Below are 26,661 nucleotides of genomic sequence, written 5' to 3'. Positions count from 1 at the left end.
AAAGTTAAAATGGCATCTTGTTTTCCTTTAAATGTCTTATCATTTGATCGCTTTCACTTATAGACGCATCCGTTTCATCACCAACCATATTTTGTTCTTTCGCTGATTCACGTAATTGTCTCTTTTTCACATTTAACTTCATTTTCGTTTGTGACTTGCTTTCCACTTGCGCTTTAATATCCACTTCCACGGGAAATGGTAATGCTTGCGTTTCATAAAATAAATCGCTATCAGCCATGTTTCGTGGAAATTCATCGACAACAACAAAACTGATATACCCATCATCTTCATCACTATTCAGTTTTAAAACGGATGGAGACGTAGGGTCAATTAACGTGTTTGTGACTGCCTTCCGTGATGCATTCGCCATTTCTTCTGACACCTGATGATCTAAGCCACGAATGAAATGATAACGATTAATATAAATCATCTCATCTTGCGTTAATGGAACACCATCAACCATCGCCATCGTATCGTTTAACTCATTTTCTGCTTCTGAAAATTGGTCAAAGAAAGCTGGTCGTAACATCCTGCTCCCAACCCAAAAGATTAATAATAGTATCTGTTGCCGTTGAAAACATAGACATGACATTTTCCTTCATGTCTGCATCCACGCGTATCATATCTGCTCTTAATCGAACACCAATAATAAAATCATTTTTCGTCACCGTTCCTAAACGTTGATTTAACAGAGACGCTGTTTCGCCCAAGTAATAGTCAGCCATATCCTCCGTATCTAGTGCTACATCCTGCTTTAAATCCTCAAAGCGTTCATTGAGTTGATATTCCTGCGGATACATCATAAAATGAAAATCTTGATACTTCGTTAATTCCTGCAAAAATTCTCGCCAACGCTTTTTATGGCCTTGCACTTCCTTTTCATTTTGCTTAGGAATGGACTTTGGTTGTACTCGATGATACGCCCAAACGTCGCCCGTTCTCGTCAATAATAGGTTCTCCTGCATTGTTTTCATAGGCGTTTGTAACTCGACCATCTTTCCTTCTCACCACCTCTACACATTTCCGGAACATTATTTTCTTATCATCCATCCATTCAACCGCTCGATCATTACAAAACCTTTTATTTGTGAGTTTTATACGCACAAAATAGTTAAGCAATCCAAACAGATACAAATAAATATTTTTTCCATCTGGATTGACCTTTCGCATTAACACCGTCAAAAACAAAGGCACACCGATCAAAATAATCACAAACGTTAACTCAAAGGTAAAAGGAAATACCAAACGCACTAAATACATGACTAACCCTGTGATGGCCATAAAGACAAGAAAATTGATGGTTGGCACTAACTCAATCGCAAATGGTAATGAGTATCCATCCGTTAATTGTTGAATCCGTTTAGGCTCTCGAAACGCCTGACGATAATTAAATACCACTCTCATACATTCACCCCTTTCACATCTTTTAATGAGTTCCTGCCAATATCATTGACAGGAACATAAATTTACCTTCTATAAGAGATCAATTAACGCTTCAATCCAATTCGTTACTTGATCCCAATTTTGAACAACGAATGTGACTATACCGGCAAAAATGCACGCACTAACCACTGCGCCAACTCGAAATTTAGCTAGATGCTTTGTTACCAAAAAGAATGAACGTTTAGTCAATGAATAATGATCTTCCTTCTCAAAAGGGACTGGCGCAATGAGTTATTCAACTCTTGCGCCCTATTCAGGAAGATTGATCACTAATTTTTTTCCTTCTTTTGTGACTTTCCAAACAAACCTATTGCAGCAGCTATTGCAACTCCAATAGCAACCCAGACACCTGTGCTCACCGTATCCCCCCCCCTTGTCCTTCAATAATAGCATGAATAAAGTAAGGACACTTCCAAAACGAGCGAAATCATTATTCTTGATGTGCGCCTCGTTAATTGAACAAGCATTTTTGTTAGATGCCATATTTTAATTCTTTCTTGTTTACTTATTGGCGACATACAATTCCATATAAATTCTATGCTCAAAGCCTTTCATCTTTGAAAAACCTTCCTTTTTTCGCTCGAACTCTGTAAAACCCAATTTTTTATATAATCGATAAGCAACCTCATTTGTATCCACAACCTCTAGAATGTAACGATGATAATCCTCATTCTCCAATACGTAACTCATCAAAGCAGTTGAAACACCTTTACCTCTCGCTTTAACTGTGGTAGCAACACATTCAATATAACCTGTATCATCTTGGTAAGACAATTTTTTATTAAACTCATCTTTCATAAAATGAAAAGCCATACTCCCCTTCACATAGCCAAATGAGTTTCTCAAAATTGTTTTATCAATTGTCAATGCTCGATTCTGGTTATTGGAACAAGCCAGAATTCCAACAATATCACCTTCTAAAGTGGCAAAGTAAAAAACATCTGGACAGATCATTTTCTGAAACGCTTCAATTAACTTTTCTCGATTGTTTGAGAGAAAAGCTAAGTCTTTCTCGTATCCATCAACAAAAACGGCTGAAACCTCACGTGATACCTCTCTGTTACACTCTCTCATTGGCATTACTCTAATTTCATAGCTTTCCATTTAACTTCCACCTTTGTATTTAACTGACCGTACGGTTTATTAACATGTGTTTAAAAACCCCTTGATTAGGGGCTTACTTTTTAGATATCCCATTCAAAAAAACATCAATCGCATTTTCGTAAAGGAGATAAAACTTCTCCTCATCGTAACCGAGGAATTGTGTAACACTCATACCAGTTAGTGTACTATAAAGAATATAAGCTAAATCATCAACCGTTTTATTACTTACAAACTCTTTATCACGTATGCCTTCCTCGATGATTTGATAAAATATATGATATTCAGGCTGCAAAAGATGGATAATCTTTTCTTTCACCATATCTTCGATGTTCTCCGTGCCCATATACTCTGGAACGGTTTTAGACAGTGGATTTTTCATATCCGAAGCATAGTATTGGGCGAGCAAGTATAATCTCTCTGTAGCCGTCGTGACTTGATTGGCTTGAGTCTCCCATTCTTGCCTCCAGGATTTATTGGCTGTTTCAACAGTGTACAAAAATAATTCTTCTTTGCTTTTAAAGTGATAATAAATGCTACCTTTGCTAATTTCTGTGAATTCACGGATTTCTTCCATGGAAGTGGCAGCATAACCCTTTTGTTCAAAAAGAAATTTGGCTTTTTTTGCAATGTGTTTTTTCGTTTTTTCTCCTTGACCAACAGGTCTCGCCATAATGATTACCCCATCATTCTTGATTTTATAATTAATAAACTGACCGAACGTTTTATTAATTATAATTGATGCACCTTAAAATTGCAACCTCATTTAAAAATTATCCTTCTAAACCTTTCATTTATCTCGAAACGTTATTCCGTTAAATGGCCCTTCATATTATAAGGTCAGCCAGTCATTTCTGGTTGACCTATTTTTAATAGGTTTTATGCTTGAGGGAGCCGGGGTAGGACGATCTGGCCCGTGGGACACTGATCCCGTCCGTAATACTGTCCACCCCTCCTTGTAGAAACATGTTTGAGGCTGGTTGGGACACGATCCCGTATAACAAGTGAAGCTATGAAACTACAAGTGATTTGAGGGGCGCACCGGTAAATCTATTTATTAGAGGAGTGGTAATCACATATGGACCCTGTCATCGGCCTGGACATCGCCAAAGGAGAAAGCCAGGTCCAAGCCTTTTTACAAAGGAAAAAAGCTTATAAACAAAGCTTTAAATTTGAACACCATTTACAAGGTCTTCACGCCTTTTATCGTTTTTATCAGGAAGTGGAACAGGTTTCCGGACAACCTCCGGCAGTCATCTTTGAATCCACGGGGCACTATCATGAGCCTGTGCTCCAATGTCTTGAAGAGTATGGCATAACGTATTACTTGATCAATCCAGTGGTTTCCTCGGAAGCCAAAAAAACCAGTTTGCATAAAGTGAAAACGGACAAAGTTGATGCATTTCATTTAGGTGAGCTTTACTACAAAGAAGATCTGGAAGTGTTTCAGAGGAAGACTGAGCAATACCTAAATCTACGTCATTTAACCCGTCAGCACAGTGCTTTGACGGACAGCTATGTGAATATCAAACTTCAATTTCAGGCTGCTTTGGATCAGATTTTCCCGGAATATCACAAGGTTTTTAGTGATCTTTATGGCACCCTTTCATTAAACACTCTACAATGCTATCCGACTGCTTATGACATTCGACAGATCTCTAAACAGGACTTGGCCATCGAGATGCGTCAATCCGGAACCAGACGCTCCCATGCATGGTTTTTGGATAAAGCATCCCAACTGAAGGGCGCGGCGGAACGTAATCCCTTTCAACATCCTATCTGCCAGGGGCAGCTTATCAGCTTGCAGCTGTATATTCAGATGCTTTTTCAATACCAAGAGCACCTATCCAAGTTAAAAAAAGAAATAAGTGCTCTTGCACGGACCTTTGATGACTACGAATTGACCAAATCGGTTCCCGGTATAGGAGATAAGATTGCGGCAACAATCATCTCCGAAATTGGGGGAATCGATCAATTCAGACTCCCTAAGCAACTGGCTGCCTACGCAGGTTTGGACCCAAGTGTTTTTGAGTCAGGCAAATTTAAAGCATCCATCAATCGAATCACTAAAAGAGGGTCAGCAAGATTGCGTCAAGCTCTTTATTCAGCTGTGCAATGCGGGCTGGCCAAAAATCGAAACAAAAAGCTTATAGCCTTTTATCAGCGCAAAAGAGACGAGGGCAAGCCACACAAGGTCGCTGTGATTGCTTGTGCCAATAAACTCGTTCATTGGATCCATGCCATGTTAAAACGTCAAGAAGTCTTTGTAGATCAATAATAAGCAACGATTTAATCACACAATTTTTTGACACCTTATCGATTCAACGGTAAGGTTCTTTGGCATGCACAATTTTAGTGTAACATGTTTTTTTGTTCTTTTTTACCTTTAAATGTTGACAGCTATTAGCTGGTATTCTTGAAGACGCATCATTCTTGAACCCGTTTCAATAATAACTCTCATGTCAGGTTAGGTATACCTTTGTTTCAGTATACTAATTTCAGCTTGTATTGCACAACAAGACGCAAGATGAAAAAAATGCTCCCGCAAAAAGTATCTCACCTTTACGGGAACATCCTTTAAAACACTTTTCTCTAAAAATGTTACTTTTTTGTTACCTTTCCGTTCCTAAACGACAACAGAATCCTATATACACTGGTGTTTCAAGGGTTTAGGGGGCAGACTTACATCATGCCGCCCGTGTATGTGCCGGCTTTACATACGGATATGTCACTGATAAACGCCGTCATAACAGCATTCTTACATAACAAGCATGGGCAAAAAATCGCATTCCGGAATACTATCGGTCACTTTTCGGACACCTGCGTTTGCACTCGGACACCAACTACCCACGAACACAAAACTAATTGCATTGTATGGTGATCCTCTACATGCTTTGCAAGCGTTTTTATGGTATAATGAAGTATGAAAGAAGGTGATACCAATCTGCGAACGTGTTGAATGTTGGTGTCATTCCTTTCACTCCTTTTAAGTTTAAAAATATCTACCAGCCACCAAACGGTGGCCTTTTTTTATGTAAAAAAACCGCCGACGGGAAACATCAACGGTCTTGTGGCAGGATCGCATTCCCGATCATAGTTATGGTGCGGTTCTCCTCGTCGTCATTTTCCATGCTCTCGATCTCATAGTACAAACCTTTATGCTTAATCTCCATGTGCGGTTCAATGCCTTCTTTGTAACGGATGATGAACCTTGTCTTGCCTACATTCCCGGCAATAACGGCTGAATCATAATCACGCCCCTGCATGGTCTTAATGGCTGCCCATGCTTTTGTAACTAACACTTCTTCATCCTCGCCGGGGTAAGGCCCATCACCGGGTACGATCTCCACAATCTCAATCCGATGCTTAAAGTTTAGGTTCATTTACCTCCCTCGTTTTCCTTCAAGTATTTAATGATTTCGTCTTGAAATTCCACAAACGTATAGTAAACTTGACTGGAAATATTATCTAATTCACTTGCAAAATGATGCTTCTGTTCTTTTTCGTCTAAACGATGGAGAGCATAAATGCGATGTACAACATTTTCCACGTACGATTGCATGGATTCATCGAGTTTCTGTTCCAACTGTTCTAATGTCATTTTTTTCACTCTCCCATTTCTGATAATGAATAAATGGATCCCAATTTATGGTGATTGACGACATATTCTTTGCCGCGTGCCACTTCTTTTTGACCTGATAAGCCTTCCGACGAAACGAACGTCCCTTCAAACACGGCTAGTACGGCATCCGGCCAGACTAGGGACACATACACCTCGCGTGGTCCTAACAGCCCGCTGTTGTGTCTCAAATAGTGCGCGGCAAGGTTTATGTCATCCGACCAGGACATGCCCCGTTGAAAGGCGGGCTCTGCTGCCCTATATAATTTGACCATTTCTTCCGGTTGCGTAGTGGTCTTGGTATTCAAAAAACCAACCTCTTCAAAAAAGGGCAGCCAAAAGTCATACCCATATAGGTTTCCGTCACCTGAGTTCATCCACACCAATTTAAGATAGTAAATCTTTTGCTTAAAACTGAGATAATCCCACCATTTATACAAAAAATATTGCTTATCAAACTTTGGCGCTTTTCTAATGGCAAAATCAGGATCGTCCGACGCTTCGCACTCTCGTCTTAAACGCTCGATTTTCTTGAAGAACATATTTTCCCTCAACCATTCACCCGGTTGAATGCCAGCCTTCAAAAGTTGTTTCTTCCAGAACAGATCCCATTTATTCTTTTCGTACCATGTATCAAAGTACATCGTGACCACTCCCCTTACTGCGCTCTTAAAAACTCGTCGTGATGGTCATACAAGCCCACATAAGCGTTTAACATGGCTGATGTGCCATCAATCCTCATTTTGGCTGCCTGATTCTTCACAGGAACAATATTTCCGTTACGATCTTGTTCGATGCCCGTATTCGTCAAGCACCATTTAAGAATAGGTGAATTATTGTAATTAATCTTCTTTGCTTTCAAGTCCTGCCCCATCTGTTGCATAGGCAAGGATAATGTTTTTGCACCTTGGATGCAGCGCACCATCTTAAAGCCGTATTGCTCCATTTCTTCAACCCAATATTTGGCTGAATAGCTATCATAATAGACCCACAATGGCGTTATACTGTACTCGTCTAACATTTCGATAAACCACGCGGTGATGTCTCCATAATTGATACTGTTGCCGTTACATAGCCGTAGCAAGCCTTGGTCAAGCCACTTGTCATATGGAATCTTATCCTTTTGTACACGCTCGTCAAAGCTATCACGCGGAAGCCAATACATCTGATGGATGAAACGCTTTTCTGTGTCCTTATCTACCATTAAGAGAGTGGCACAACTTAAATCCGTTGTTATGCTCAAATCAGCACTTCCGATAGCATAAGCGTTGCGAAAATCTTCAATATCGAATGTCTCTTCATTGTTAATATCATCAAACGTAAGCCATGCACTGTGGGCTGTTTCTCGGATATTAAAATCTTTCGTAAGCGTACCCGTTAAATCGTTTGGGTTGTGCTTAGCCTTTTCCACGGTTCGTTCAAGTTCATCAAGTCTTTTTATGGATCCTAAAGCCGGGTTTGCTTTCGGCCATGCTTCCGGATCCGTCCATTCCTTTTTTTCGTCCAGTTCATAGAGTACGGGTAAGAAGGTATCATCTTGATAATTGCCATCTGTCACGTTGCAAGCGTACTCGTACATGTCATCAAAGATGTTGCCCCGGACGGTTCCAGCTGTGGTAATCATAATGAGTAACGGCTGCTGCCGGGCAGACTGGCTTTTCTTCATGACTTCATAAAGGTTACGATCCGCGATGCTATGCAATTCATCAATCACGGTTAAACTGCTGTTCAGCCCGTCCAGCGTGTTACTGTTCTTGGCCAACGGCATAAACTTTGAGAAGGTATGGGCAAAATATAAATCGCTCTTACGTTTTCTTATATGCTTAGAGAGATAAGCACTTTGCTTAATCATGTTATGAGCTTCATCGAATAGGATTGTGGCCTGGTCACGTTTGGAAGCAAGGCTATATATTTCTGCCCCACCTTCATTGTCTGCAATGAACATATACAAGGCTATCCCGGCGAGCATGGTTGATTTACCATTCTTCCTAGCCACATAGAACATACTTTCCTTGAATCGTCTTAATCCTGTATCCCGGTCAATGAAGCCAAACAATGCGCTGATATATGATTTTTGGAAAAGTTCAAGTTTAATCGGCTTTCCTGCCCATTGCCCCTTAGAGTGCTTACAGAAACGTTCAATAAAAGCAATCGGCTTGTTAGCCTTTTCTTCGTCAAAGATATATTGCCCCGGATGGTTGATCTCGTTTGCTAGTCTTTCATACTGCCGATAGACACGATTGGAGACTGTTATTTCTCCATTGTGTATGGCACTCCAATATTCCAAAACATAATTCACGGTCATTACTCCTTGATAAATTCCATGAGTTCATCGGTTTCCTGCTGTTCGTCCGTATCGGGCAATAGTTCAACCAATTGCTTGTAGAGAAGGCTGAAACGTTGGATTGTTGTGTTATAAGCTTTCAAAGCCGGATGCTCTCTTAAAAATTCCTGCTTGCCTTGTTGGAACATGGCCGTTGCCCCTTCTTCTTCTACCTGCTGCCGTAACTCAATGAGCGTATTCTGTATGAATATCAGTTCATTATAGATCCCTTGGGCAATCGGTTGCCGATCTTCCGGGATCTGTTTTAAAAGCTGTTTAACTTTCTTCATATCTGTTGAAACATTGGCTTTCTTCTTTGAAGTCGCCATAAAATCACCTGCTTTCTGAATTGTTTATCCCACGCTTACTCACAAAAACCCGTGTGGAGGAAAAGAAAGGCTCCTGCACCGGTTCCTCAATGATTTTTTTCATGGCCAATGTGGGGGGATCACTTTTGTATTAAATTTCCATTATTATCAAAAGCCAAACCTGCTCTAGTGATACTACTTTTGTGGTGTTCCATATTGTGGCATGTCTGACACAATGCTTCACACAGGCTCCAATTAAGCGTGACACTCGGATCGTTTATATTCTCTGGTGTAATATATACTTTGTGATGGCATATCGTCGCTACACCACCGCAACGCTCACATACATAATGCCGACTTTGCATATAACCGTTCCTGCACTTCTCCCATGCCTTGCTTTTGTAGAATGCCTTTGCATAATCCTTCGCCATATTTACTGACTTCTCCCAATCGCTGTTAAAGCCACAAGTAAGTTATCAATGGTGCGCTTGATCCTAACGGCATCTTGTGTCTGCGGGTCGAACCATAGCTGTAATATGAATTTACAAACTGTCTGCGCCAATGGATGCACTGGATCATCTTCCCATGTCCTGCCTGTCGTCGCTTCCAAGTAAGATGGGATTGATTCAAGCAAAGGAATAATGATTGGGTCATTGTCCTCGCCATCCACTCTCAATATGTCCCTGGCTTCCTGTATATCAATGAGCATGCTTTCACTTCCTTTTTGAAAGGGGATACCAGCAAAGCACTGATACCCCTCAATCTGTTTTGCTTAGGCTTCTGCACCGTCACCATTGCCGGACAGCTTAACAAAAGCTTCGTGTACTAATGGCTTGGTATCTGCAATAGCCATCGCTCGGTAATCTACCAGTCCTGATTTAAAGCTGGATTCTCTGGATACTTCAATCATGAGACCTTGTGGGATGTTGTACCCCATGTAGTTGAAGTTACCCAAAATGATTGTATTGTCATCAATGTTATCGTCGATTACTACTTCCTTACCTAAGATGTAGCCGATGCTTTCATTCTTAGGATCGGCAATAAAGATAGGTCTACCGTTCGCATCCACAAGTGAATACACCTTGTTATACAGTGTGGCGTTGCTCATAGCGAATTTTGCACCTGCACCATATCCACGTTTGAGAGTGGCCAATGCTTTTGTAAAGTCCGTGTACTCCCCAGAGAAATCAAGGCTGTTTTCATCGTTCCAACTGATGCCTGTATCAAGTCCTGTGCCTTGCCCGTTGCCTGATCCATTCACAAGAGCATCTGCTATGGTTTCCATGACACAATTGGTGAGTTCGTCAATCATATAAGATTCAAAAGCCTGTACACTCATTTTCTTTGCGGCTGCACTAATGGAGAACACTTTAATGATCTCGTAACCGGCAAAGCTTACGGCTGCGGTTGTGAGTCTCTCACTGTCCACTTGCTCCCCTTCCGTGTGCCATTGTGCCTTACTGGTCGGTGTTCCAATAGGGACACTGATATTGGTTGGAATGTTGAAGTTTCTAGCATGAGCAATCAAACCGCCCATGGTTCGTGCCTTCTTAACAACCTCATTAAGCGTTTGCGTGGGCAAAACGGCTGCACTGTTGGTCGTCGTATTGAAAGCATCCTCGCGGCGTTCAGCGTCTTGAATCTCCATAGCCTTGTTAAAGGTGCGAGTTTCAATGTCTGATAGCTTCTGGCCCAACATATTTTTGTAGAAAGCGCTGCGGTATTCCGCACTCCCGAAAATGTTTTCCGTCGGCACTTGCTTATCTTGGTTGAAGCTTCTGCCAGTGATTGGGTTGAATTGGCTGCGCTGGTCATTGTCCGGCTGTCTGTCCTGATGGTTTGCCATTGCTTGGTTCAAACCTTCAATCTCAATATTGATAGATGCAACATCGGCATCCGGGTCTGTGTCAATGATCCCTTTAATGTCTGCGGCTCGCTTCTCCATATCTTGTAGAGAATGGTTACGATAATGGTTAAATGCTTCTTGTACAGTTTTAAACATGGGTTAAACTCTCCTAACTAATAATTGATTAAGTTTAATTTTGGCTGCCTGTCTTGCTTTCTCATGGTCAACTGCTTCATCCATCTGGTTCCTGGCTTCGACTGATGTTGTCTGATAAGCAGGAAAAGGAACGATGGAGCATTCAAAGATTTTTTTGATCCTGGAAATGGATCGTGTTTGTGTTTTTACGTCGTAACGGCTGCCTGCCGGATCACACGTAAAGCTGAATGACATGCCTGTCAAATCGCCCCGCGACACTGCCGTATACACGGAGCGGCCTTCTTCGGTGTCTGGAAGTGTGGCCCGCATGTGCAAGCCTTTGTCATCTATGCGTAGCTGCATTGTTTTCGGCGCTTTTGCTAATGGGATACGTGATAAATCATGATTATAAAGTAAACGTGTGTCGTTCAAGTCCACACCTTGCAGCGCACCCCTGTTTATGATCTCGGTGTACTGCCCCATTGGATCGTTAATCTGCGTGGCTGTGTCAAAGACAACCGGTGTTCCTGTCACCACTAATTCATTACTGTCCTGCTCCAGTGCTGCCGTCCGGATCTCGACCGTCCGGGTTTCCTTCATTAGTTCGTCCTCCTTGGTATTGATTGGCTATATCCTCGTCAATGTAATTCAATGACTGCAACGTTTTGTGACCATCTTCCACCGGCGGCAAGTTCAAAATTTCAAGCGCCTGATTCTTCGTTAGCAGCCCCATCGGGACGAGTTCTTTCAAGATTTTCGTCTTGCTCTCATTGCTTGCAAATTGAAGTCGATTAGATTCAAAGATTATTTTGTTGCCAAAAACCTGTTCACGCTCGGTGAAAAGCTTGTCCGTGAGTTCTAATGAGAATTGCAGGGATAAAGGTTCGATCACACTTTCATAAAACGCTGCCCATTCGTCCTCTGTGTAGGTAGAGTTCACAATGCTTTCACTGATGCCCAGGTATTCATAAATTTTCTTTTTCACTGATTCAAGCTGTTTGTCATCAATGGCTGTTGGTTCCATTTTCAGTGGAACGTAGTCCATTTTTGAATCAAGGGCAGCGATACCGCCGTTGTTTTTGACGTTTAAATAGTCGTCAACAAAAGCCTTCTTTTCTTCTTTCAACTTCTCCGGGCTTAATACTTGGTTGTACTTCAAGATGCCCCGGATCGTCGCATTACTCTTAATGGATTGCTCCAAACCCTCATTTTGTGTATGGGCAAGGTCTAACGTCGGTAAAATTGCCGTGTTGGTATCTCCCAATAAATCATTGCTGTTAAAGAAACGCCTTGCGATAAACACTTCTGAATAATGAAGCGTCACTTGCTCCCCATCTGCGAATAGGAAACGGCAATACATACGCCCGGATGGATCCGTTAGAAACTCCATATTCTGCGGTGACAACGGATAGATGGCCTGTAAATTGCCCTTATCATCCTTCTGCAAGAAAGCGAATGCGTTGTTATGCAGGAAGTAATGCGTAACCAACTTATAGATCAAGTCATAAGCTGTCATGTATGGGTTTGGTCTGACTTGTAAAATTTGATTCACATTATGGTCGCCCTGGCTACGTTCATTGGTTTTTTTGGAATAGACAAGATGCTTACCTTTCAGTTTGGCTGCATTCCGAGCAATCGCATCTATGGCCGATCTGTAAATGTCACTCTCATAAGCATTGCCACTGAATGGCGTAAACGTTGCCGATCCCGTACCCATCAATTCTGCCCGTTCCGCGTTCGGTGGTTCTTTTTTTCGTTTAAAAAGCTTGTCGAGAAAGCTTGCCATTTACTCACCTCGTTTTGTATAAATTCCCGTTCAGTTATTTATAACTATTATAACATAATAATTATTATAAATAAAGGTTAAGTGCTGATATGTCAAGGGTTTTAACGCTTCCGACGTTTATTTATTTTTCTCGTTTTATTGGCTGTCAGTTGAGATTTTAACGAAGAATGTGTAATACATTGATTCATACCCACCTAACGTCACATGCTCCCGGATTTCTAATATTTTCTCGCCATCCTGATCACAATTCTTGATAAGCTGGTTAATACCTTCTTCCGCGTTTTTCGTCCTATCATATTCCAGCACTTCATAATAAAAGTTATTCATTGTTTTTCACCCTTCTTTTTAATTTCTTCTTTTAATTTCTCTTTCCGTTTTTGTTTTTGTTCGGCTTCCTTCGCTTCCTTATACTTGACCACAAAGGAACGCACCTTTTCTAAGGCTGTATAGGCTTCATGTGAGACAGCGCGGCCTTTGCTGTTGATAAACACATTAAACGCCTTTCTCTCGCTCTCTATGAGCGTATCAAGGGCGTTATTGAGTACAGTTACCCGTTCCTCATTTCTGCGGATTGCCGTACTATACGCCCCATCTATGTCCACAAGTTCAAGCGCGGCTTTCTCGGTAGGATAAGAATAAGTGACAGGCATACCGCCGATTACTTCGCATTGGCGATATATACCACTTATGATCTGCTCACGCTCGGACTGTCGGCGTGATTCAAGGCGGTTCAATTCTTTTTCAGCTTGTAGGTAAGGTAACAGGTCAAGCATTGGTTCCATGGTTGCACCTCGGGTTGTATTTCATTTTGAGAAAAAAGTTTCTCCGATCCTACCAATCGGTTATGCGAGGATGGGTCGCGAGGATTGGAAGGGGATATACCTTTGAAGTTTGTAACCGAAACGCTAAAATTTCGGTTACAGCCGTATCCCAACGGACACAAGAGATAGAGCCATTTTGTAACCTGTAACCGAAATTCACAGGGAGATTTATAAAAAAACTACAGACAGCGTCCAAGGGGTTTATAGTATATATTTTTATATAATTAACTTAGAGTGCATTTCGGTTACTCGGTTACAATTAACCTCTACCCACTGTGGTCATGGGATTTTTTGTGTAACCGAAAAGAAAAATTTCGGTTACATTCCAGTTACACGGTTACACTTGCACTGCTTGAGCCCTTACGTTCTCATATGCTTTTTTGTTCGCCCCGTCAGGAAGCTCTAAACCTGCTCGTATTAAATCCATCGTGTGAAAATAAATTCCAATATACTCATCATCAAACCTTCCTTGAGATTCCGTATCCCAATCTTTCCCTAAATACGTCTTAAACTGTTTATTAAATTGCCTATCAGACAACGCTTTATATCCATTGTTCTCGCAAAAATCCTTGTAGAATCCATAAACAATATACTTAGGAACTTTTGGTATATTCCACTCGTCAAATACGGAGACTTTAAAATCGAGCACCGGGTCATTATCCTGTTTAAACACTTCTAATTCATTCTGTGAAACTGCCGGAATATCAAACTTTTTAAAGTCCATATTGATGGCTCTATGCAAAACGTATTGAAGAACCTGTTCATCACGAATATAATCTTCTTTGATGTTTTCATTTTCTTGTTGACCGTCAAAATCAGCATTGAACGGTACAATCACAATTCGTCGAATCGTTCCATTGGTTTTATTCCTAAACTTCGGCATACCGTTTGTAGATTGGATCACGCTACATTTATAAACCGTGTTGTAAGGCTGTTTATTCTTCACATTCACTTGTACACGATCCCCAGTAACCACACTGTTAAAATTAGATGAATCATCTATATAAACGTTAGCCGGAACATCGTCGCCAATAACAGCCGTTTTTCCTTCTAATGCGCTTAACATAAATTCTTCATCAAATTGGTTCACTTTCAATGTGGCAATATTGTCCGATCCTATTAAATTGGTAATCAATTCTTGGAACGTACCTTTTCCGTTATTTCCTTCTCCCACAAGAAAAATAGATTTTTTTCGGGAATAGTTACCGTTCAATGAATCATTTATTACTTGCCATAAGAGGTGTACAATCTCCGGATCGTCACAAGCTATTGAGTTCATCCAACTTTCAACATCCCAATCGTCAATCACAGGAGGTTCGGGCTGTTCCACATAAGGGGTAGAGATTTTAGCTGTGAAAACATAATCAGGGGAAAAAGGTTCCAGCGTTTTTGTTTTAAGGTTGAAAATACCATTCTCTACTGGTATTAAATACCTTGATTCTGTCTTTTCTCTGACCTCTGCCATATTGGTTAAATAATAAATCACGTCGTCTGCTTTTGAGCTGTTATGCTTAGGTTCCAACCATGAAATAACCCTTTTGATTAAGGTGGTATTTCTTGTATATATCCCTTCATTTGGCATATACATAGCGACCTTAGTGTTTTCTTCAAGGTCAAAGAGAGCAAAACTAATATATTCTTGCAAAACGACGGCACAACGCAACGGGGAAATAGTTGTCGGCTTTCTGCCTTGGCTATCGTTTTCTTTCCACGCTTTTTCCATTAAAGCCAACTCTTTAGACCGTCTTTCCTTTAATTCTTTTTGTAGATCAACCTTTGCTGAGTTTTTCACATGTAACGCAAAGTCTCTTTCTTTTCGGTATCCTTCCGTGGTATTGCTTAGGGAAAATGGAATTGTCCGTTCTCGTAAATAATCAGACCGATCATATTTATCCGCACGGTATAACGCTGACCGTTTCATTAAACGTTCTATCTGCTCAATGTTTTTTGACCAAAATGATAATATACCCGCTAGTCCAAGATCGGCTTCTGATTTACTCGGATAACCACTAATATCACCATCGTCAAAGAGAGCCTTAAACTTTTCACCATTAGAAGCATTACGGGCTTCAATTAAAATGTGATCGTCTGAATCTAACTGTGGTCTGCTATTAACTGGCTTCGTTTGCTTACTTGGTCGCGTCCGGTATTTATCGTGAATATATAGAACCTGTACATGCCGTTCTTCAATATCCGTTAAATCATCGCGTAGAACATCGCCAGTCATAGCAAAGTAGGCTACTTTACTGTACATTTCCACGCCTTCACTTTGATTGTTGAAACCGTCAATATCCGGCCCATCAACGATAATGTGAAGGCCATTTCCGCTTTGGGAAACTTCCGTATAACTGGCTAATGAATCCACAATCTTCTTTGCCTTCTCTGTGAGTTCTCCATCTTGAAAGCAATCGTCAAGGTCGATGCCCACAAAGGGATCATTTTCAGTGAAAACAAAACCTATACCGGAGAAACCGCCGTTTTCATATGCGCTTACGGCTTCTTGAAACGATATATAATGATCAGGGTTTGTTTTATCAGCATTCGATACATTTGGACGCTTAGGAACCTTTGTATATTTAATGTTTCCTTGGTCATCGCGCTTAATGTTTCCGTCACTATCTTTTTTGGGTTCCTTATTCCACAGTAACCATTGTTTATGATCTTTCATTTCTTGCGGTATATTAAGTGTGCGTAAATCCATATCTTGTGTTACAATGGAAGTAACCATATACGTATCGCTCCTTTGCTACTGTCCACCGTTGTGTTATTCTTGGAGAAAGGCTTATAAGTTTCAGTCGCCAAACATCCGCTTATAAGCCAACCCGTGCCTACTCTTTTGAGTGGGCATCTTTTGTTACGAGTTCACGCCATAGGTAGTCTTTTTGTAGATTCACCGTAGCTGATGCTCTTTCCAAGTCTCGCGATACATACTCCAGCAAATCATCAAGAATCATTATCTGGTTCCTAATCTCCATGTACTCAGGTTTCTCAATACTACGAACCTCGTTACTCTCAAAGTGTGATTGCACGAGCATGTTTAGTGCGTATTTAATTTGCAAAATCTTGTCCACTTCAACATCTATGTGACCCAGAGTTGAATCCAATTCAAACATTTCTTGTTTTAAATCCATTCTCATTCACTCCTTAAAATATTGATCCTACAACTAAAACCCCTGCGATTGAGAGAGCAAATAATATAAGCATCACATTGTCCAGTACGCTATCTTTTGGATGATTTTCCGACGTTGGTCGGTGGTTCGAGTCTTTCATTTCACGCCCTCCCGATCCGGTAATCCACGCGGTTATAAAGCAGATCCCAAAAAATAATCATTGGGCCGCCGTTTTGGTCGATTACACGGATTCCGCTAGGAAACAACGGAAAATCTTCAATAATAAATTCCTCGGATACTATATTTTCTTCAATCAGTCCATCACGGCTTGTTTGTTGTCGGTCATGCGCTCGTCCTCCCTTTCACACGCTTATAAAATTTAATGTCATTATTTGTGGCCGTCATTGAGTAAGTCATTTCATCAAGAAAATCGTCTACCTCGTCACGTTTAAACAAATATTTGGTTCCTACTTTGTAGTACCGCATCCCGTTTTTAATAAGCCGATCCTCAATGGTTGCTTTGCTGATGTTCAGATAGTCGGACAGTTCGTTATACGTTAGGAAATATTTCTGCCACGCTAGTTCATCAACCTTTTCTTGAATAGCCTTTTCCATCATTTGGTTTACGGTCTTTTCGTCAACGTTGATGTTTAAAATGGTTACACCCCCTCTTTTTCTTTAATTTCAAAAATGTCATCAAAATCATGATTTAAAGACTCACAAATTTTTTTTGCTGTTTCAGGCCTGGGGGATTGTTTGCCGTTTGAAATTTGAATAAAAGCTGATTCAGAAACCCCACATTTTTTAGCAAACGCTCGTTTTGAAAATCCCTTCTTTAAAATTTTTTGATTAAATTTATCTTGTGATTTTAATGTGATCAAGATTTCCACCTCCTCTTAACAATCAATTCACTTCCCTTTTTGATTAATGTATTGGTTAATTTAACCGTTATATACATCATAATAGCTTACTGATTGTTTGTCAAGCCGTTTTGATCAATGTATTGGTTATTTTGATTAGTTGTGATACCATTGGATAAACTAAGGATAAAAATGGGGTAATATCTAATGGGGCTGATCCATTGTAATTTGAGGGTTTTGATGGCCGAACGAGGGTTAAACATACAAAATGTTAAAGACCATACTTCATTGTCCAGAACTACCATTTCTAATCTGGCCAATAACTATGGCTCTGGAATACAATTTGACACGTTGCTTGAATTGTGTGAACTTTTAAGTTGCAAACCTGGTGATTTATTAACTTATATTGAAATAGAACCTGAATTTGAAGTGATTACCGAAAAACCCGATCTTGATATTGAAGAAGATACACACGTAGTTAATGAAGAAGGAGATGGCTTTGATTACGTTTCTGAAATTAAAACCTTTTTGGACATGCGTTGCGACTTGATCTATGAAGGTGGGGAACACAAATTGAATTTTATAGTTTATGTTCAATACGGTATTGATGCTGATAAGCACATTAACAAGATAGATATAGGGTTATATCAAAGCCTCCATAAACAATTGGACAAATATTTGATCCCTCATGCTAAAGAGTATTTTCTTGAGGAATTAAGTGAATTTTTAATTGGCTGGGGTCATGATTGGTTTTATGGCGAAGAGATCGAAGGAATAACCGGTCTAACTGTCAATTATGGTCATTTATCTTAAATGAGTAGGTGAATAAAATGGCCCGCATATACAAAAAGAAAACAAAACAAGGCACTCGTTGGGGCTACCGGATATACATGGGGACAGACCCGGCCACTGGTAAGGATATAAGGAAGGCAAAGGAAGGGTTTTTAAAAGAAAAAGACGCAAAACTAGCCGCGTCTGTGGTCGAACGTCAACTTGCCGATGACGAATACATACAACCCTCTAAAATGCTGTTCAGCGACGTTTCTTCCGATTGGGAAAGGTATTATGCCCAAGATGCAAAGGAAAGTAGCCAGCGCGCCCGTGGTATTGCCTTAAAGCGTATACTAAGTGAATTAGGTGACAAACCAATCCAACGTATCAGCAAAAAACATTATCAGGACACGATTGATACGCTTGCTGAAAAGTTTAGCTACAACTATATGGACAGCATCCACTCCACCGCACACATGGTGTTTGCTTATGCTGTGGAAACTAAGCTGATTAAGGAAAACCCTGCATCGGGTGCTAAACTTCCGAAAAAGAAGGTCACGGTTGAAGAATTGGAAAACGAATCATCCATTCAAGATACATTCATGGAAAGAGAGGAATTAGAGGAATTTCTCACTGTGGCCAAGCATGAGGGCTTAGATGGTGATTTACTCACGTTTACCATGCTTGCTTACACTGGCCTAAGGATCGGGGAATTACTTGCTCTGAAATGGTCGGAAGTCGATACAGAAAAACACACGCTTAGGGTTATCCGCACGTACTACAACCCGTCTAACAATAAGAAGAATTTTCAGCTTCTAACACCAAAAACGGAAAGTTCTATACGGACGATCACCATTGATCCGGTGCTGGTTGGCTTGCTCCATACACATAAGCAGGAACAAGATACGATTGCCAGCGACAACCCTTTTTACAACGATCAAGGTTTTATATTCGCCGGGAATGAAGGATACCCTAAGCCCATTAAGCACATGGCCATCCGTTTACAACGATTGTTGCAAAAGACAAGCATTAAGAAGCACATCACGACGCATTCTTTCAGACATACGCATACATCGTTACTGATTGAAGCCAATGCTCATATCAAAGAGATACAGGACAGGCTCGGTCACTCGGACATTAATACTACGATGGACATTTACGCACATATGACTCAAAGCCATAAAAAAGAGGCTTCCACCAAGTTTAGTAACCTGATGGAAAACCTCTCTAATACCCTTAGTGACTAATATCGGTCACTTTTTCGGACACCTATACGGGTGAACGGGTGGTAAAACCTTTATATATTAGGCTTTACGGACGGTCATCACATCATGCCGCCCATTCCACCCATTCCTCCCATGCCGCCCATGTCTGGGGCGCCACCGCCGCCGTCGTCTTCTTCCGGACGATCGGCTACAACCGCTTCGGTTGTGAGGAACATTGCAGATACGGATGCTGCGTTTTGAAGCGCGTAACGGGTGACTTTTGTCGGGTCGACGATGCCGGCGTCAACCATATTTACCCATTCACCTGTTGCCGCGTTGAAACCAGTGCCTACATCTTCGCCTTTGAGGCGCTCAACGACAACGGAGCCTTCCAGTCCGGCATTGGCCGCAATCTGGCGGACAGGTTCTTCGAGCGCGCGCAAGACGATGCTTACACCGGTTGATTCATCCCCTGTTGCTTCGACGGCTTCGACCGCTTTATAAACGTTAATGAAAGCTGTCCCCCCGCCGGAAACAATGCCTTCTTCTACGGCAGCGCGTGTCGAGTTCAAGGCATCTTCGATACGGAGCTTGCGTTCTTTCATTTCTGTTTCAGAAGCAGCGCCAACCTTCATGACGGCTACCCCGCCAGCTAGTTTGGCCAGACGCTCTTGAAGTTTTTCGCGGTCAAATTCAGAAGTTGTCTCTTCAACTTGAGATTTAATCTGGTTGATACGGCCAGTAAGTTGCTGGGCTTCACCCGCGCCTTCTACCACCGTAGTGTTGTCTTTGGTAATGACAACTTTGCCGGCACGTCCGAGCTGATCAACTGTCGCCGACTTCAAGTCGTGGCCGAGGTCTTCAGTAAGAACCGTACCGCCGGTGAGAACCGCCAAATCCTCAAGCATCGCTTTCCGACGGTCACCGAAGCCTGGTGCTTTTACGGCAACAGCGTTAAACGTTCCGCGAAGTTTATTCAATACAAGTGTTGCGAGCGCTTCGCCTTCAACGTCTTCAGCGACGATAAGGATCGGCTTGTTTTGCTGCACGACTTGCTCGAGCAACGGCAATACTTCTTGAATGTTTGTGATTTTCTTATCGGTAATCAAGATGTAAGGATCATCAAGACTCGCTTCCATCGTGTCATTGTCCGTCACCATGTAAGGGGAGGCGTACCCACGGTCAAATTGCATCCCTTCCACGACTTCCAGCTCAGTGTCAAGGCCTCTGGACTCTTCAACCGTGATCACACCGTCGTTTCCAACACGGCCCATCGCTTCCGCGATGAATTCACCGATTTCATCATCATTTGAGGAGACGGTGCCGACTTGCTTGATGGATTCACGGCCTTCAACTTCACTGGAAATGGATTGAAGTTCCTTGACCCCAGCCGCGGTCGCTTTTTCGATGCCGCGACGAATGCTCATTGGGCTTGCGCCGGACGTTACGTTCTTAAGCCCTTCCTGGATCATCGCCTGAGCTAAAACCGTGGCAGTTGTTGTGCCGTCACCAGCGATGTCGTTCGTCTGGTTGGCGACTTCGGATACGAGTTGCGCACCCATATTTTCAAAATTGTCTTCGAGTTCGATTTCCTTGGCAATCGTCACCCCGTCATTGGCAATGAGCGGAGAACCGAATTTCTTCTCGAGAACAACGTTTCGTCCTTTGGGTCCCAATGTTACTTTTACAGCGTTAGCGAGCTCGTCCACTCCTCGCAGCAAGGCGCGGCGGGCATCTTCGCTAAAACGAATATCTTTTGCCATTGTTTATTTCCCTCCTGTTGATCGATAATATGTAGGCAGCAAAGCCTACGAAAAATCACTACCCAACGACCGCGAGTACATCGCTTTCACGCAAAATCAGGTATTCTTTTTCGTTGTATTTCACTTCTGTTCCCGCGTATTTAGAGAAAATGATCGCGTCGCCTTCACTCACTTCCAAAGCGACTTTCTCTCCATTATCAGTCACGCGTCCACTCCCGACAGCAACGACTTTCCCTTCTTGCGGTTTCTCCTTCGCAGAATCAGGAAGTACAATGCCGCTTGCTGTTTGTTCTTCTTGTTCTACTTGCTCGATGACAATACGGTCACCCAATGGCTTCAACAAGGAAAACACCCTCCTTTAAAATAAAAATGTGAAGTGTCATTTTGCCCTTTGCAAAACGCTACTTACTTTTTTATACCTTTGTTAGCACTCATCATTGTCGAGTGCTAACACCACTTACAATGATAAAAGGTTCCTGGCTCTTTTGCAAGCCCTGCGGAAAATTTTTTTGATGTTCGTCGATGTGACAGGACGTTGAATTCTCTGCGCACATCGTTCGCCTGTGATACAATGTGTGCAGTTATTAAAGAAAAAGAATAAAAGGAGTCGTGCTTTTTGAGTTTACGATATTGGTTTGTGATTATAACATTTGTGGTCGTCGCGCAACTATTTGGCGCTGTTTTGGCCATTCCGCTGGCTGCACTTGGATTGGATTTAGGCGATGTCATAACCATTTCAACGATTGCCAGTTTTGGGCTCGGGTTGCTCATCATTTGGCTCCTCATTCGTAAAGAGTCGGATCCGGTGCGCGGACACGAGCCGCCAATGCATTTAGGTTGGTCGGTGTTATTGGGTATTGGCGGATTATTTGCCGCGATTTTCGCCCAAAACATTGCTTTTCAACTTCAACAATTGTTGTATGATGCGCCGGTCGAGTCGGAAAACACGCAAATGTTGCTCGATATTATGACGGAAAACATTTGGCTCCTCGTTGCCGTTGTTATCCTCGGGCCTATCCTTGAAGAGCTAGTTTTCCGGCAAGCGATCTTCGGGCACCTTTATAGAAAAATGAACTTCTTTTGGGCAGCGTTGATCAGTTCCGTGGTTTTCTCCGTCATCCATTTGGACTTCATGCATATTCTCGTCTATACAGCGGTCGGCTTTGTTTTCGCCGGGTTATATGTATGGAGCAAACGAATTATCGTGCCTATTATTGCCCATGTGCTCATGAACGCTTTCGCGTCTCTGCCGATCCTTCTCGATATCGACCTTGAGGACTTGGAAGAAATGGAAGAGAACCTTCAGTTCATCTTCGGTATCTTGGGAGCATGGATGTAATGCTTCGGTCCCCGGGTTTTTTAGGTTTTGTCTATGTTGCCATCGGAACCTTATTTGTCCTATTCGCGATCATGCAAGTGCAACTGGAAGGATGGGGCTTCCTCCCGCTTTTCTTTCTGGCGGTGGCAGCCCTTGATTACGTTATTGCTTGGAATTTTATAAAAAAAACAGGCAATGCGACAAACAATAAGTGAAAAAACGAGTGCCGGGTCTCCTTCCCGTACACTCGTTTTTTCTATCTATTGATTGTTCGTAACCATTTCTTTTTGCCGGGCTACTTCTTCTTTCATTCGCTTCCTGAAGGCATACCTGGATATCACGACACTCAGCTCGTATAACAAAAACAGCGGGACTGTGACGATTAGATGGGAACCTAAATCCGGGGGTGTGATAAATCCCGCAATGACGAGTAACACAAAGTAAGCATATTTGCGAATCCGCTGCAGAAGATTCGGTGTAATCAAACCCAGGCGGGTCAAAAACATAACCACAACCGGAAGTTGAAAAAGAAAACCAAACGGCAATGTTATTCCAAACAAGAAAGAAAAGTATTCGTTAATTCCGTACTGCTCCGTGATATTAAGCCGCTCGGCAATGTTCCCGAGGAACGCCATGAAATACGGCAAAAGCACATAATACGAAAAAGCGAGCCCTCCCAGAAAAAGAACCATCGCTACAGGAATGTAAGAAAGGGTTACCTTCCGTTCTTTCTCTGCTAAGCCCGGAGCGATAAACGCCCAAAGTTGATAGAAAATCACCGGCAAAATGATGATGATCGCGATAAAAAACGCAAAGTTCACATATACACGCAAGGGATCCGTCAATTGAAACGCGTTCATCGGGAAATCCTGCGCTTCCGGAATGCTTTGCAAATAAGCAATAACGGGGGGTGCCAGGAAAAAACCGGCACCCAAGCCTATAACAAGAAATATCGCGATAAAGATGAATCGTTTCCGCAACTCTTCAAAATGGGCAAGAAACGGCATCTCCCGTTGCTTCATCGAACACACCCATCCTATCTCTGATTTTGCTTGTCCTCTTTCTTCTGCTCTTCGGAATCACTCGTGAGTCCCTTCGTGGCATTTTTAAATTCACGTAATGTATTCCCAGCAACTTTGCCCATTTCCGGTAATTTTCCCGGACCAAAGATCAACAAAGCGACAATAATGATTAAAATAATGCTTGGGCCGCCCAATCCTCCCATGGGGTATTCCTCCTTTTTGATTTCCATGATTTTATAGCGGATAATGCTTCAAAAAATAGATGAGCGATTGCAATTCCACCGACAAATCAATGTGATGCACCCGAATATGCGCTGGTACCGTCATACGAGAAGGGGTGAAATTTAAGATCCCTTCGATGGGTGTATCGATAATGCGATCCGCGACCTCTTGTGCCGCGGTGGACGGCACGGCGACAATCGCTGCCCATATCGATTCATCGACCTCTGTTTTCAAATGATCCATATGCATAACGGGGACACCGCCGATTTCTTTTCCGACGAGCGCCTCGTCATGATCAAATGCTTGAACAATACGCGTGTTATTGTTTTCCCCAAAATTATAATGAAGCAATGCTTTCCCGAGATTTCCCGCACCGATGAGAATAACGGGGGTCGCCTCATCTTGATCCAACGTTTCTCGAAAAAACGCAATCAGCCGTTGTACGTCATATCCATATCCTTTACGTCCCAACGCTCCAAAATACGAAAAATCCCGCCGAATCGTCGCTGAATCAACCTTGACTGCATTACTTAATTCTGTAGAAGATACTCTCGTTTTTCCCGAAGCATATAAATGTTCCAAGTATCGATAGTAAAGCGGCAACCGTTTCGCTGTTGCCCGTGGAATTTTTTGCTGTTCGTCCATAAAGCCTCCACTTTTCAACTTGCTTCCGTTTCTTAAGTATAACATGTTTGCTACACTTGTCAGTAGCGTAATTAGCGAAACGCTTGACTTACCACCTTTTTCTTTTACCCACACAGAAATGAAATTAAAAAGGATGAAACGAATGATTGTTTTACAATGCGACCGTGTAACCAAATCTTTTGGTGCTGAAACGATTTTACAAGATATCAAGATGGAAATCAAAAACGGCGATCGCGTCGCGCTCGTCGGACGCAATGGGAGCGGCAAAACGACGCTTCTTAACATTATCACCGGACAAACCTCTTACGATAGCGGGGCTGTTCTGATGCCTAAATCGCAAACAATGGGCTTTCTCGCCCAAGATACCGGGCTTGAATCCACGCGCACGATCTGGGAGGAAATGCTAACCGTCTTTTCCTCGCTGCGTGGCGTTGAAAAGGAATTGCGTGAACTGGAATCGAAAATGGCGGACCCTTCCGTTAATAACGACCCGACTTCCTACGAAGCCGTCTTAAAAGAATACGACGAAAAACAAGAGTTTTTCCGATCGTCCGGCGGTTATCACTATGAAGCCGATATACAAAGCATTCTATCAGGGTTGAATTTTAAAGAGCTTTCGTATGATCTACCGATATCATCTTTAAGCGGAGGGCAAAAAACACGGCTGGCACTCGGAAAACTCTTGCTCACAAAACCGGATGTATTGATTTTGGACGAACCTACGAATCACTTGGATATTGAAACATTAACATGGCTGGAAAATTACTTGATCAGCTATGAAGGGGCGGTGTTGACCGTCTCCCACGACCGTTATTTCTTGGATAAAGTGGCCACGAAAGTTTACGATCTGGCACACACGAAAGCAACCCTATACCAAGGCAATTACACTTCGTTTTTGGAAAAAAGAGCTAAAGACGCCGAACTTCAGCAAAAAGCGTATGACAAGCAACAAGCGGAAATTGCACAATTGGAAACGTTCGTCGCCAAGAATATCGCGCGTGCTTCCACGACGAAACGGGCACAAAGCAAGCGGAAAAAATTAGAAAACATGGAACGACTGGACGCACCGCTCGCGGATGCCAAAAGTGCATCGATGTCTTTCGACATCCAACAAATGAGCGGAAATGATGTTTTGGCCGCAACAGGGATAACGTTTGCCTATCCCGACAGCGATCCACTGTTTCGCGCGATCGACTTTGCAGTAACAAGAGGAGAAAACGTCGCCGTCATTGGCCCAAATGGAACCGGTAAGACAACATTCCTTAAAATTATCGGGAATCGACTGGATCCTACGGAAGGGGATGTACATTACGGCAGCAAAGTAACCGTCGGTTATTATGATCAAGAGCAAGCCCAATTAAATACGAAAAAGACCGTCCTCGATGAACTGTGGGACGAACATCCACGAGTTGTCGAAAAAGATATACGCACGGTGTTGGGCCGGTTTCTTTTTAGCGGTGAAGATGTGCATAAACTTGTCCACAGTCTCAGCGGCGGGGAGAAAGCACGACTCGTCCTCGCAAAACTGATGATGCAAAAAGCAAATTTGCTTCTCTTCGATGAACCGACGAACCACTTGGACCTCGACAGCAAGGAAGCACTGGAGGCTGCTCTCATCGACTATCCGGGCACGATGGTGTTTATTTCTCACGACCGTTATTTTTTGAACCGGATGTCCACACGAACCGTCGAATTCTCCAGGGATGAGCAGCTGCACACGTACCTCGGCAACTATGATTACTATTTGGAAAAGAAAGCAGAAGCCGAAGAACGTGCACAACTTCAGAAAACCGATACGGCCGTGCCTGTGGAAAACAAAAATAAACAGTCGTTTGAGCAGGAAAAAGAAGATAAAAAAATCGCCCGGAAGCGGCGCCGAGACATTGAAGCGATAGAGGATAGAATCAGCCACCTTGAGGAGGAAACGGAAACACTGCAATCCTCCATGCTTGATCCAGAAGTCTATGAAGACCACGTCCGCGCCAACCAAATACAAGCAGATATCGATGAGAAGGAAGCAGAGCTGGAACGGTTAATGAATGAGTGGGAAGAGCTTCAATTGGAAGAATCCCCTTAACTGGGGACTTTCCACAGTTTCCACAGAGTTATGCACAACCAGACACGCGGAAAGGCGGGTTTCACTGCTTTTACCCACAAAGGAAAGGATTTATCCACCGATTCTCTGTTCACAAGGTAAAGGTTGAATGGCAGTGGTTTGCGCTCACTTATCCACCTTGTGCACATTTTTCTTTTCCACAAACGCTAAAAGGAAAGGACTCGGAATGAGACGAATCAAACGAAAAAAAGAGCCGTGACCGTTTCACAGCTCCTTTGCGTCATTCGAGGTGCCTGCCAGGTTTGTT

Annotated in this window: 33 protein-coding genes; 6 read left to right on the top strand and 27 right to left on the bottom strand. The window is 42.4% G+C overall.

Features of this window, described 5'->3' with window-relative positions:
- Nucleotides 1–4: 4 nt before the first annotated feature.
- From DT065_RS16520 to DT065_RS16500, 6 genes are all read right to left on the bottom strand, one after another.
- Complete coding sequence (locus DT065_RS16520) at nucleotides 5–529, bottom strand: hypothetical protein (protein WP_114375247.1); 525 nt, start codon at nucleotides 527–529, stop codon at nucleotides 5–7.
- A complete protein-coding gene (locus DT065_RS16515) occupies nucleotides 507–947 on the bottom strand; it encodes a hypothetical protein (protein ID WP_114375245.1) in 441 nt (146 codons plus the stop codon). Before DT065_RS16515 ends, DT065_RS16520 begins: the two co-directional genes overlap by 23 nt.
- Nucleotides 889–1,404: a conjugal transfer protein gene (locus DT065_RS16510; protein WP_114375243.1), complete on the bottom strand. Its 516-nt coding sequence runs from the start codon at nucleotides 1,402–1,404 to the stop codon at nucleotides 889–891. The genes DT065_RS16515 and DT065_RS16510 overlap by 59 nt, the downstream gene beginning before the upstream one ends.
- Nucleotides 1,405–1,473: 69 nt before the next feature.
- A complete protein-coding gene (locus tag DT065_RS20025; protein WP_522731611.1) occupies nucleotides 1,474–1,611 on the bottom strand; it encodes a hypothetical protein in 138 nt (45 codons plus the stop codon).
- 333 nt (nucleotides 1,612–1,944) lie between these two features.
- Complete coding sequence (locus DT065_RS16505; protein ID WP_114375241.1) at nucleotides 1,945–2,547, bottom strand: GNAT family N-acetyltransferase; 603 nt, start codon at nucleotides 2,545–2,547, stop codon at nucleotides 1,945–1,947.
- 73 nt (nucleotides 2,548–2,620) lie between these two features.
- Nucleotides 2,621–3,217 (bottom strand): TetR/AcrR family transcriptional regulator, encoded by a 597-nt coding sequence (locus DT065_RS16500; RefSeq protein ID WP_114375239.1) that lies wholly within the window; start codon nucleotides 3,215–3,217, stop codon nucleotides 2,621–2,623.
- 405 nt (nucleotides 3,218–3,622) lie between these two features.
- On the opposite strand from DT065_RS16500, the gene DT065_RS16495 reads away from it, so the two are divergent.
- Complete coding sequence (locus DT065_RS16495) at nucleotides 3,623–4,822, top strand: IS110 family RNA-guided transposase (RefSeq protein WP_114375237.1); 1,200 nt, start codon at nucleotides 3,623–3,625, stop codon at nucleotides 4,820–4,822.
- Nucleotides 4,823–5,603: 781 nt separating this feature from the next.
- On the opposite strand, the gene DT065_RS16490 is transcribed toward DT065_RS16495, so the two are convergent.
- The 16 genes from DT065_RS16490 to DT065_RS16415 all read right to left on the bottom strand — a co-directional run bounded on the left by DT065_RS16490 (nucleotide 5,604) and on the right by DT065_RS16415 (nucleotide 17,373).
- The gene (locus DT065_RS16490) at nucleotides 5,604–5,927 is read right to left on the bottom strand and encodes a phage head closure protein (RefSeq protein ID WP_114375235.1); all 324 of its coding nucleotides are present in this window, start codon (nucleotides 5,925–5,927) and stop codon (nucleotides 5,604–5,606) included.
- Nucleotides 5,924–6,145 carry a hypothetical protein gene (locus DT065_RS16485; protein ID WP_114375233.1) on the bottom strand — a complete coding sequence of 74 codons (222 nt, stop codon included), beginning with the start codon at nucleotides 6,143–6,145 and terminating at the stop codon, nucleotides 5,924–5,926. The genes DT065_RS16490 and DT065_RS16485 overlap by 4 nt, the downstream gene beginning before the upstream one ends.
- A 5-nt stretch (nucleotides 6,146–6,150) precedes the next feature.
- Nucleotides 6,151–6,807 (bottom strand): hypothetical protein, encoded by a 657-nt coding sequence (locus DT065_RS16480; protein ID WP_114375232.1) that lies wholly within the window; start codon nucleotides 6,805–6,807, stop codon nucleotides 6,151–6,153.
- A gap of 14 nt (nucleotides 6,808–6,821) precedes the next feature.
- Complete coding sequence (locus DT065_RS16475; protein WP_114375230.1) at nucleotides 6,822–8,468, bottom strand: terminase large subunit; 1,647 nt, start codon at nucleotides 8,466–8,468, stop codon at nucleotides 6,822–6,824.
- Nucleotides 8,468–8,815 (bottom strand): hypothetical protein, encoded by a 348-nt coding sequence (locus DT065_RS16470; RefSeq protein WP_114375228.1) that lies wholly within the window; start codon nucleotides 8,813–8,815, stop codon nucleotides 8,468–8,470. The genes DT065_RS16475 and DT065_RS16470 overlap by 1 nt, the downstream gene beginning before the upstream one ends.
- A gap of 119 nt (nucleotides 8,816–8,934) precedes the next feature.
- Nucleotides 8,935–9,225 carry an HNH endonuclease gene (locus tag DT065_RS19415; protein WP_114375227.1) on the bottom strand — a complete coding sequence of 97 codons (291 nt, stop codon included), beginning with the start codon at nucleotides 9,223–9,225 and terminating at the stop codon, nucleotides 8,935–8,937.
- Nucleotides 9,226–9,227: 2 nt separating this feature from the next.
- The gene (locus tag DT065_RS16460; RefSeq protein ID WP_114375225.1) at nucleotides 9,228–9,503 is read right to left on the bottom strand and encodes a head-tail connector protein; all 276 of its coding nucleotides are present in this window, start codon (nucleotides 9,501–9,503) and stop codon (nucleotides 9,228–9,230) included.
- A 63-nt stretch (nucleotides 9,504–9,566) separates the two neighbouring features.
- Nucleotides 9,567–10,796, bottom strand: a complete 1,230-nt coding sequence (locus DT065_RS16455) for a phage major capsid protein (RefSeq protein WP_114375223.1) — start codon at nucleotides 10,794–10,796, stop codon at nucleotides 9,567–9,569.
- 3 nt (nucleotides 10,797–10,799) lie between these two features.
- Nucleotides 10,800–11,375, bottom strand: coding sequence for an HK97 family phage prohead protease (locus tag DT065_RS16450; RefSeq protein WP_114375221.1), 576 nt, complete (start codon nucleotides 11,373–11,375; stop codon nucleotides 10,800–10,802).
- Nucleotides 11,320–12,561, bottom strand: coding sequence for a phage portal protein (locus tag DT065_RS16445; RefSeq protein WP_114375219.1), 1,242 nt, complete (start codon nucleotides 12,559–12,561; stop codon nucleotides 11,320–11,322). The genes DT065_RS16450 and DT065_RS16445 overlap by 56 nt, the downstream gene beginning before the upstream one ends.
- A gap of 135 nt (nucleotides 12,562–12,696) precedes the next feature.
- Nucleotides 12,697–12,888 (bottom strand): hypothetical protein, encoded by a 192-nt coding sequence (locus DT065_RS16440; protein ID WP_114375218.1) that lies wholly within the window; start codon nucleotides 12,886–12,888, stop codon nucleotides 12,697–12,699.
- A complete protein-coding gene (locus DT065_RS16435; protein WP_114375216.1) occupies nucleotides 12,885–13,343 on the bottom strand; it encodes a hypothetical protein in 459 nt (152 codons plus the stop codon). The genes DT065_RS16440 and DT065_RS16435 overlap by 4 nt, the downstream gene beginning before the upstream one ends.
- A 376-nt stretch (nucleotides 13,344–13,719) precedes the next feature.
- Entirely contained in the window at nucleotides 13,720–16,110 is a 2,391-nt protein-coding gene (locus DT065_RS16430) for a phage/plasmid primase, P4 family (RefSeq protein ID WP_114375214.1), read from the bottom strand.
- Nucleotides 16,111–16,210: 100 nt separating this feature from the next.
- Entirely contained in the window at nucleotides 16,211–16,513 is a 303-nt protein-coding gene (locus tag DT065_RS16425; protein WP_114375212.1) for a hypothetical protein, read from the bottom strand.
- Between the two features lie 321 nt (nucleotides 16,514–16,834).
- Entirely contained in the window at nucleotides 16,835–17,149 is a 315-nt protein-coding gene (locus DT065_RS16420; protein WP_114375210.1) for a helix-turn-helix domain-containing protein, read from the bottom strand.
- Between the two features lie 2 nt (nucleotides 17,150–17,151).
- Nucleotides 17,152–17,373 (bottom strand): helix-turn-helix transcriptional regulator, encoded by a 222-nt coding sequence (locus DT065_RS16415; protein WP_114375208.1) that lies wholly within the window; start codon nucleotides 17,371–17,373, stop codon nucleotides 17,152–17,154.
- A 186-nt stretch (nucleotides 17,374–17,559) separates the two neighbouring features.
- Here DT065_RS16415 and DT065_RS16410 point away from each other — a divergent pair, with 186 nt between their 5' ends.
- Nucleotides 17,560–18,165, top strand: a complete 606-nt coding sequence (locus DT065_RS16410; protein ID WP_114375206.1) for a helix-turn-helix domain-containing protein — start codon at nucleotides 17,560–17,562, stop codon at nucleotides 18,163–18,165.
- 17 nt (nucleotides 18,166–18,182) lie between these two features.
- Nucleotides 18,183–19,370, top strand: coding sequence for a site-specific integrase (locus tag DT065_RS16405; RefSeq protein WP_114375204.1), 1,188 nt, complete (start codon nucleotides 18,183–18,185; stop codon nucleotides 19,368–19,370).
- Nucleotides 19,371–19,447: 77 nt separating this feature from the next.
- Here DT065_RS16405 and groL read toward each other — a convergent pair whose 3' ends face one another.
- Together groL and groES are read right to left on the bottom strand one after the other, a co-directional pair.
- Nucleotides 19,448–21,091: a chaperonin GroEL gene (gene groL, locus DT065_RS16400; RefSeq protein ID WP_114375203.1), complete on the bottom strand. Its 1,644-nt coding sequence runs from the start codon at nucleotides 21,089–21,091 to the stop codon at nucleotides 19,448–19,450.
- A gap of 58 nt (nucleotides 21,092–21,149) precedes the next feature.
- Nucleotides 21,150–21,434 carry a co-chaperone GroES gene (groES, locus tag DT065_RS16395; protein WP_114375201.1) on the bottom strand — a complete coding sequence of 95 codons (285 nt, stop codon included), beginning with the start codon at nucleotides 21,432–21,434 and terminating at the stop codon, nucleotides 21,150–21,152.
- A 273-nt stretch (nucleotides 21,435–21,707) separates the two neighbouring features.
- Here groES and DT065_RS16390 point away from each other — a divergent pair, with 273 nt between their 5' ends.
- A complete protein-coding gene (locus tag DT065_RS16390; RefSeq protein WP_114375200.1) occupies nucleotides 21,708–22,430 on the top strand; it encodes a CPBP family intramembrane glutamic endopeptidase in 723 nt (240 codons plus the stop codon).
- Nucleotides 22,430–22,624 carry a DUF4305 domain-containing protein gene (locus DT065_RS16385; protein WP_160112616.1) on the top strand — a complete coding sequence of 65 codons (195 nt, stop codon included), beginning with the start codon at nucleotides 22,430–22,432 and terminating at the stop codon, nucleotides 22,622–22,624. Before DT065_RS16390 ends, DT065_RS16385 begins: the two co-directional genes overlap by 1 nt.
- A 45-nt stretch (nucleotides 22,625–22,669) precedes the next feature.
- On the opposite strand, the gene tatC is transcribed toward DT065_RS16385, so the two are convergent.
- Genes tatC through DT065_RS16370 form a run of 3 tightly spaced genes read right to left on the bottom strand, consistent with a single transcriptional unit; the run spans nucleotide 22,670 to nucleotide 24,298 of the window.
- Entirely contained in the window at nucleotides 22,670–23,431 is a 762-nt protein-coding gene (gene tatC, locus DT065_RS16380) for a twin-arginine translocase subunit TatC (protein WP_114375196.1), read from the bottom strand.
- Between the two features lie 14 nt (nucleotides 23,432–23,445).
- The gene (gene tatA, locus DT065_RS16375; RefSeq protein ID WP_114375194.1) at nucleotides 23,446–23,634 is read right to left on the bottom strand and encodes a twin-arginine translocase TatA/TatE family subunit; all 189 of its coding nucleotides are present in this window, start codon (nucleotides 23,632–23,634) and stop codon (nucleotides 23,446–23,448) included.
- Between the two features lie 31 nt (nucleotides 23,635–23,665).
- On the bottom strand, nucleotides 23,666–24,298 hold the full coding sequence (locus DT065_RS16370) for a redox-sensing transcriptional repressor Rex (RefSeq protein WP_114375192.1): 633 nt from the start codon (nucleotides 24,296–24,298) through the stop codon (nucleotides 23,666–23,668).
- A 142-nt stretch (nucleotides 24,299–24,440) separates the two neighbouring features.
- Here DT065_RS16370 and abc-f point away from each other — a divergent pair, with 142 nt between their 5' ends.
- Nucleotides 24,441–26,375, top strand: a complete 1,935-nt coding sequence (gene abc-f, locus DT065_RS16365) for a ribosomal protection-like ABC-F family protein (RefSeq protein WP_114375190.1) — start codon at nucleotides 24,441–24,443, stop codon at nucleotides 26,373–26,375.
- The last annotated feature ends 286 nt before the right edge of the window (nucleotides 26,376–26,661 follow it).

The organism is Salicibibacter kimchii (assembly GCF_003336365.1).
Lineage (GTDB): Bacteria > Bacillota > Bacilli > Bacillales > Marinococcaceae > Salicibibacter > Salicibibacter kimchii.
This window is presented reverse-complemented; position numbering and strand designations above follow the sequence as displayed.

Bases quoted from the DNA above. Each gene is read 5' to 3' on its own strand.
- DT065_RS16495 (WP_114375237.1), top strand. From the start codon at position 3,623: ATGGACCCTGTCATCGGCCTGGACATCGCCAAAGGAGAAAGCCAGGTC.
- DT065_RS16460 (WP_114375225.1), bottom strand. From the start codon at position 9,503: ATGCTCATTGATATACAGGAAGCCAGGGACATATTGAGAGTGGATGGC.
- abc-f (WP_114375190.1), top strand. From the start codon at position 24,441: ATGATTGTTTTACAATGCGACCGTGTAACCAAATCTTTTGGTGCTGAA.
- groL (WP_114375203.1), bottom strand. From the start codon at position 21,091: ATGGCAAAAGATATTCGTTTTAGCGAAGATGCCCGCCGCGCCTTGCTG.
- DT065_RS16470 (WP_114375228.1), bottom strand. From the start codon at position 8,815: ATGGCGACTTCAAAGAAGAAAGCCAATGTTTCAACAGATATGAAGAAA.
- DT065_RS16500 (WP_114375239.1), bottom strand. From the start codon at position 3,217: ATGGCGAGACCTGTTGGTCAAGGAGAAAAAACGAAAAAACACATTGCA.
- DT065_RS16490 (WP_114375235.1), bottom strand. From the start codon at position 5,927: ATGAACCTAAACTTTAAGCATCGGATTGAGATTGTGGAGATCGTACCC.
- DT065_RS16445 (WP_114375219.1), bottom strand. From the start codon at position 12,561: ATGGCAAGCTTTCTCGACAAGCTTTTTAAACGAAAAAAAGAACCACCG.
- DT065_RS16405 (WP_114375204.1), top strand. From the start codon at position 18,183: ATGGCCCGCATATACAAAAAGAAAACAAAACAAGGCACTCGTTGGGGC.
- DT065_RS19415 (WP_114375227.1), bottom strand. From the start codon at position 9,225: ATGGCGAAGGATTATGCAAAGGCATTCTACAAAAGCAAGGCATGGGAG.
- DT065_RS16455 (WP_114375223.1), bottom strand. From the start codon at position 10,796: ATGTTTAAAACTGTACAAGAAGCATTTAACCATTATCGTAACCATTCT.
- DT065_RS16410 (WP_114375206.1), top strand. From the start codon at position 17,560: ATGGGGCTGATCCATTGTAATTTGAGGGTTTTGATGGCCGAACGAGGG.
- DT065_RS16510 (WP_114375243.1), bottom strand. From the start codon at position 1,404: ATGAGAGTGGTATTTAATTATCGTCAGGCGTTTCGAGAGCCTAAACGG.
- DT065_RS16385 (WP_160112616.1), top strand. From the start codon at position 22,430: ATGCTTCGGTCCCCGGGTTTTTTAGGTTTTGTCTATGTTGCCATCGGA.
- DT065_RS16430 (WP_114375214.1), bottom strand. From the start codon at position 16,110: ATGGTTACTTCCATTGTAACACAAGATATGGATTTACGCACACTTAAT.
- DT065_RS16475 (WP_114375230.1), bottom strand. From the start codon at position 8,468: ATGACCGTGAATTATGTTTTGGAATATTGGAGTGCCATACACAATGGA.
- DT065_RS16370 (WP_114375192.1), bottom strand. From the start codon at position 24,298: ATGGACGAACAGCAAAAAATTCCACGGGCAACAGCGAAACGGTTGCCG.
- DT065_RS16480 (WP_114375232.1), bottom strand. From the start codon at position 6,807: ATGTACTTTGATACATGGTACGAAAAGAATAAATGGGATCTGTTCTGG.
- DT065_RS16485 (WP_114375233.1), bottom strand. From the start codon at position 6,145: ATGACATTAGAACAGTTGGAACAGAAACTCGATGAATCCATGCAATCG.
- DT065_RS16505 (WP_114375241.1), bottom strand. From the start codon at position 2,547: ATGGAAAGCTATGAAATTAGAGTAATGCCAATGAGAGAGTGTAACAGA.
- DT065_RS16520 (WP_114375247.1), bottom strand. From the start codon at position 529: ATGTTACGACCAGCTTTCTTTGACCAATTTTCAGAAGCAGAAAATGAG.
- DT065_RS16425 (WP_114375212.1), bottom strand. From the start codon at position 16,513: ATGGATTTAAAACAAGAAATGTTTGAATTGGATTCAACTCTGGGTCAC.
- DT065_RS16450 (WP_114375221.1), bottom strand. From the start codon at position 11,375: ATGAAGGAAACCCGGACGGTCGAGATCCGGACGGCAGCACTGGAGCAG.
- DT065_RS16435 (WP_114375216.1), bottom strand. From the start codon at position 13,343: ATGGAACCAATGCTTGACCTGTTACCTTACCTACAAGCTGAAAAAGAA.
- tatA (WP_114375194.1), bottom strand. From the start codon at position 23,634: ATGGGAGGATTGGGCGGCCCAAGCATTATTTTAATCATTATTGTCGCT.
- tatC (WP_114375196.1), bottom strand. From the start codon at position 23,431: ATGAAGCAACGGGAGATGCCGTTTCTTGCCCATTTTGAAGAGTTGCGG.
- DT065_RS16440 (WP_114375218.1), bottom strand. From the start codon at position 12,888: ATGAATAACTTTTATTATGAAGTGCTGGAATATGATAGGACGAAAAAC.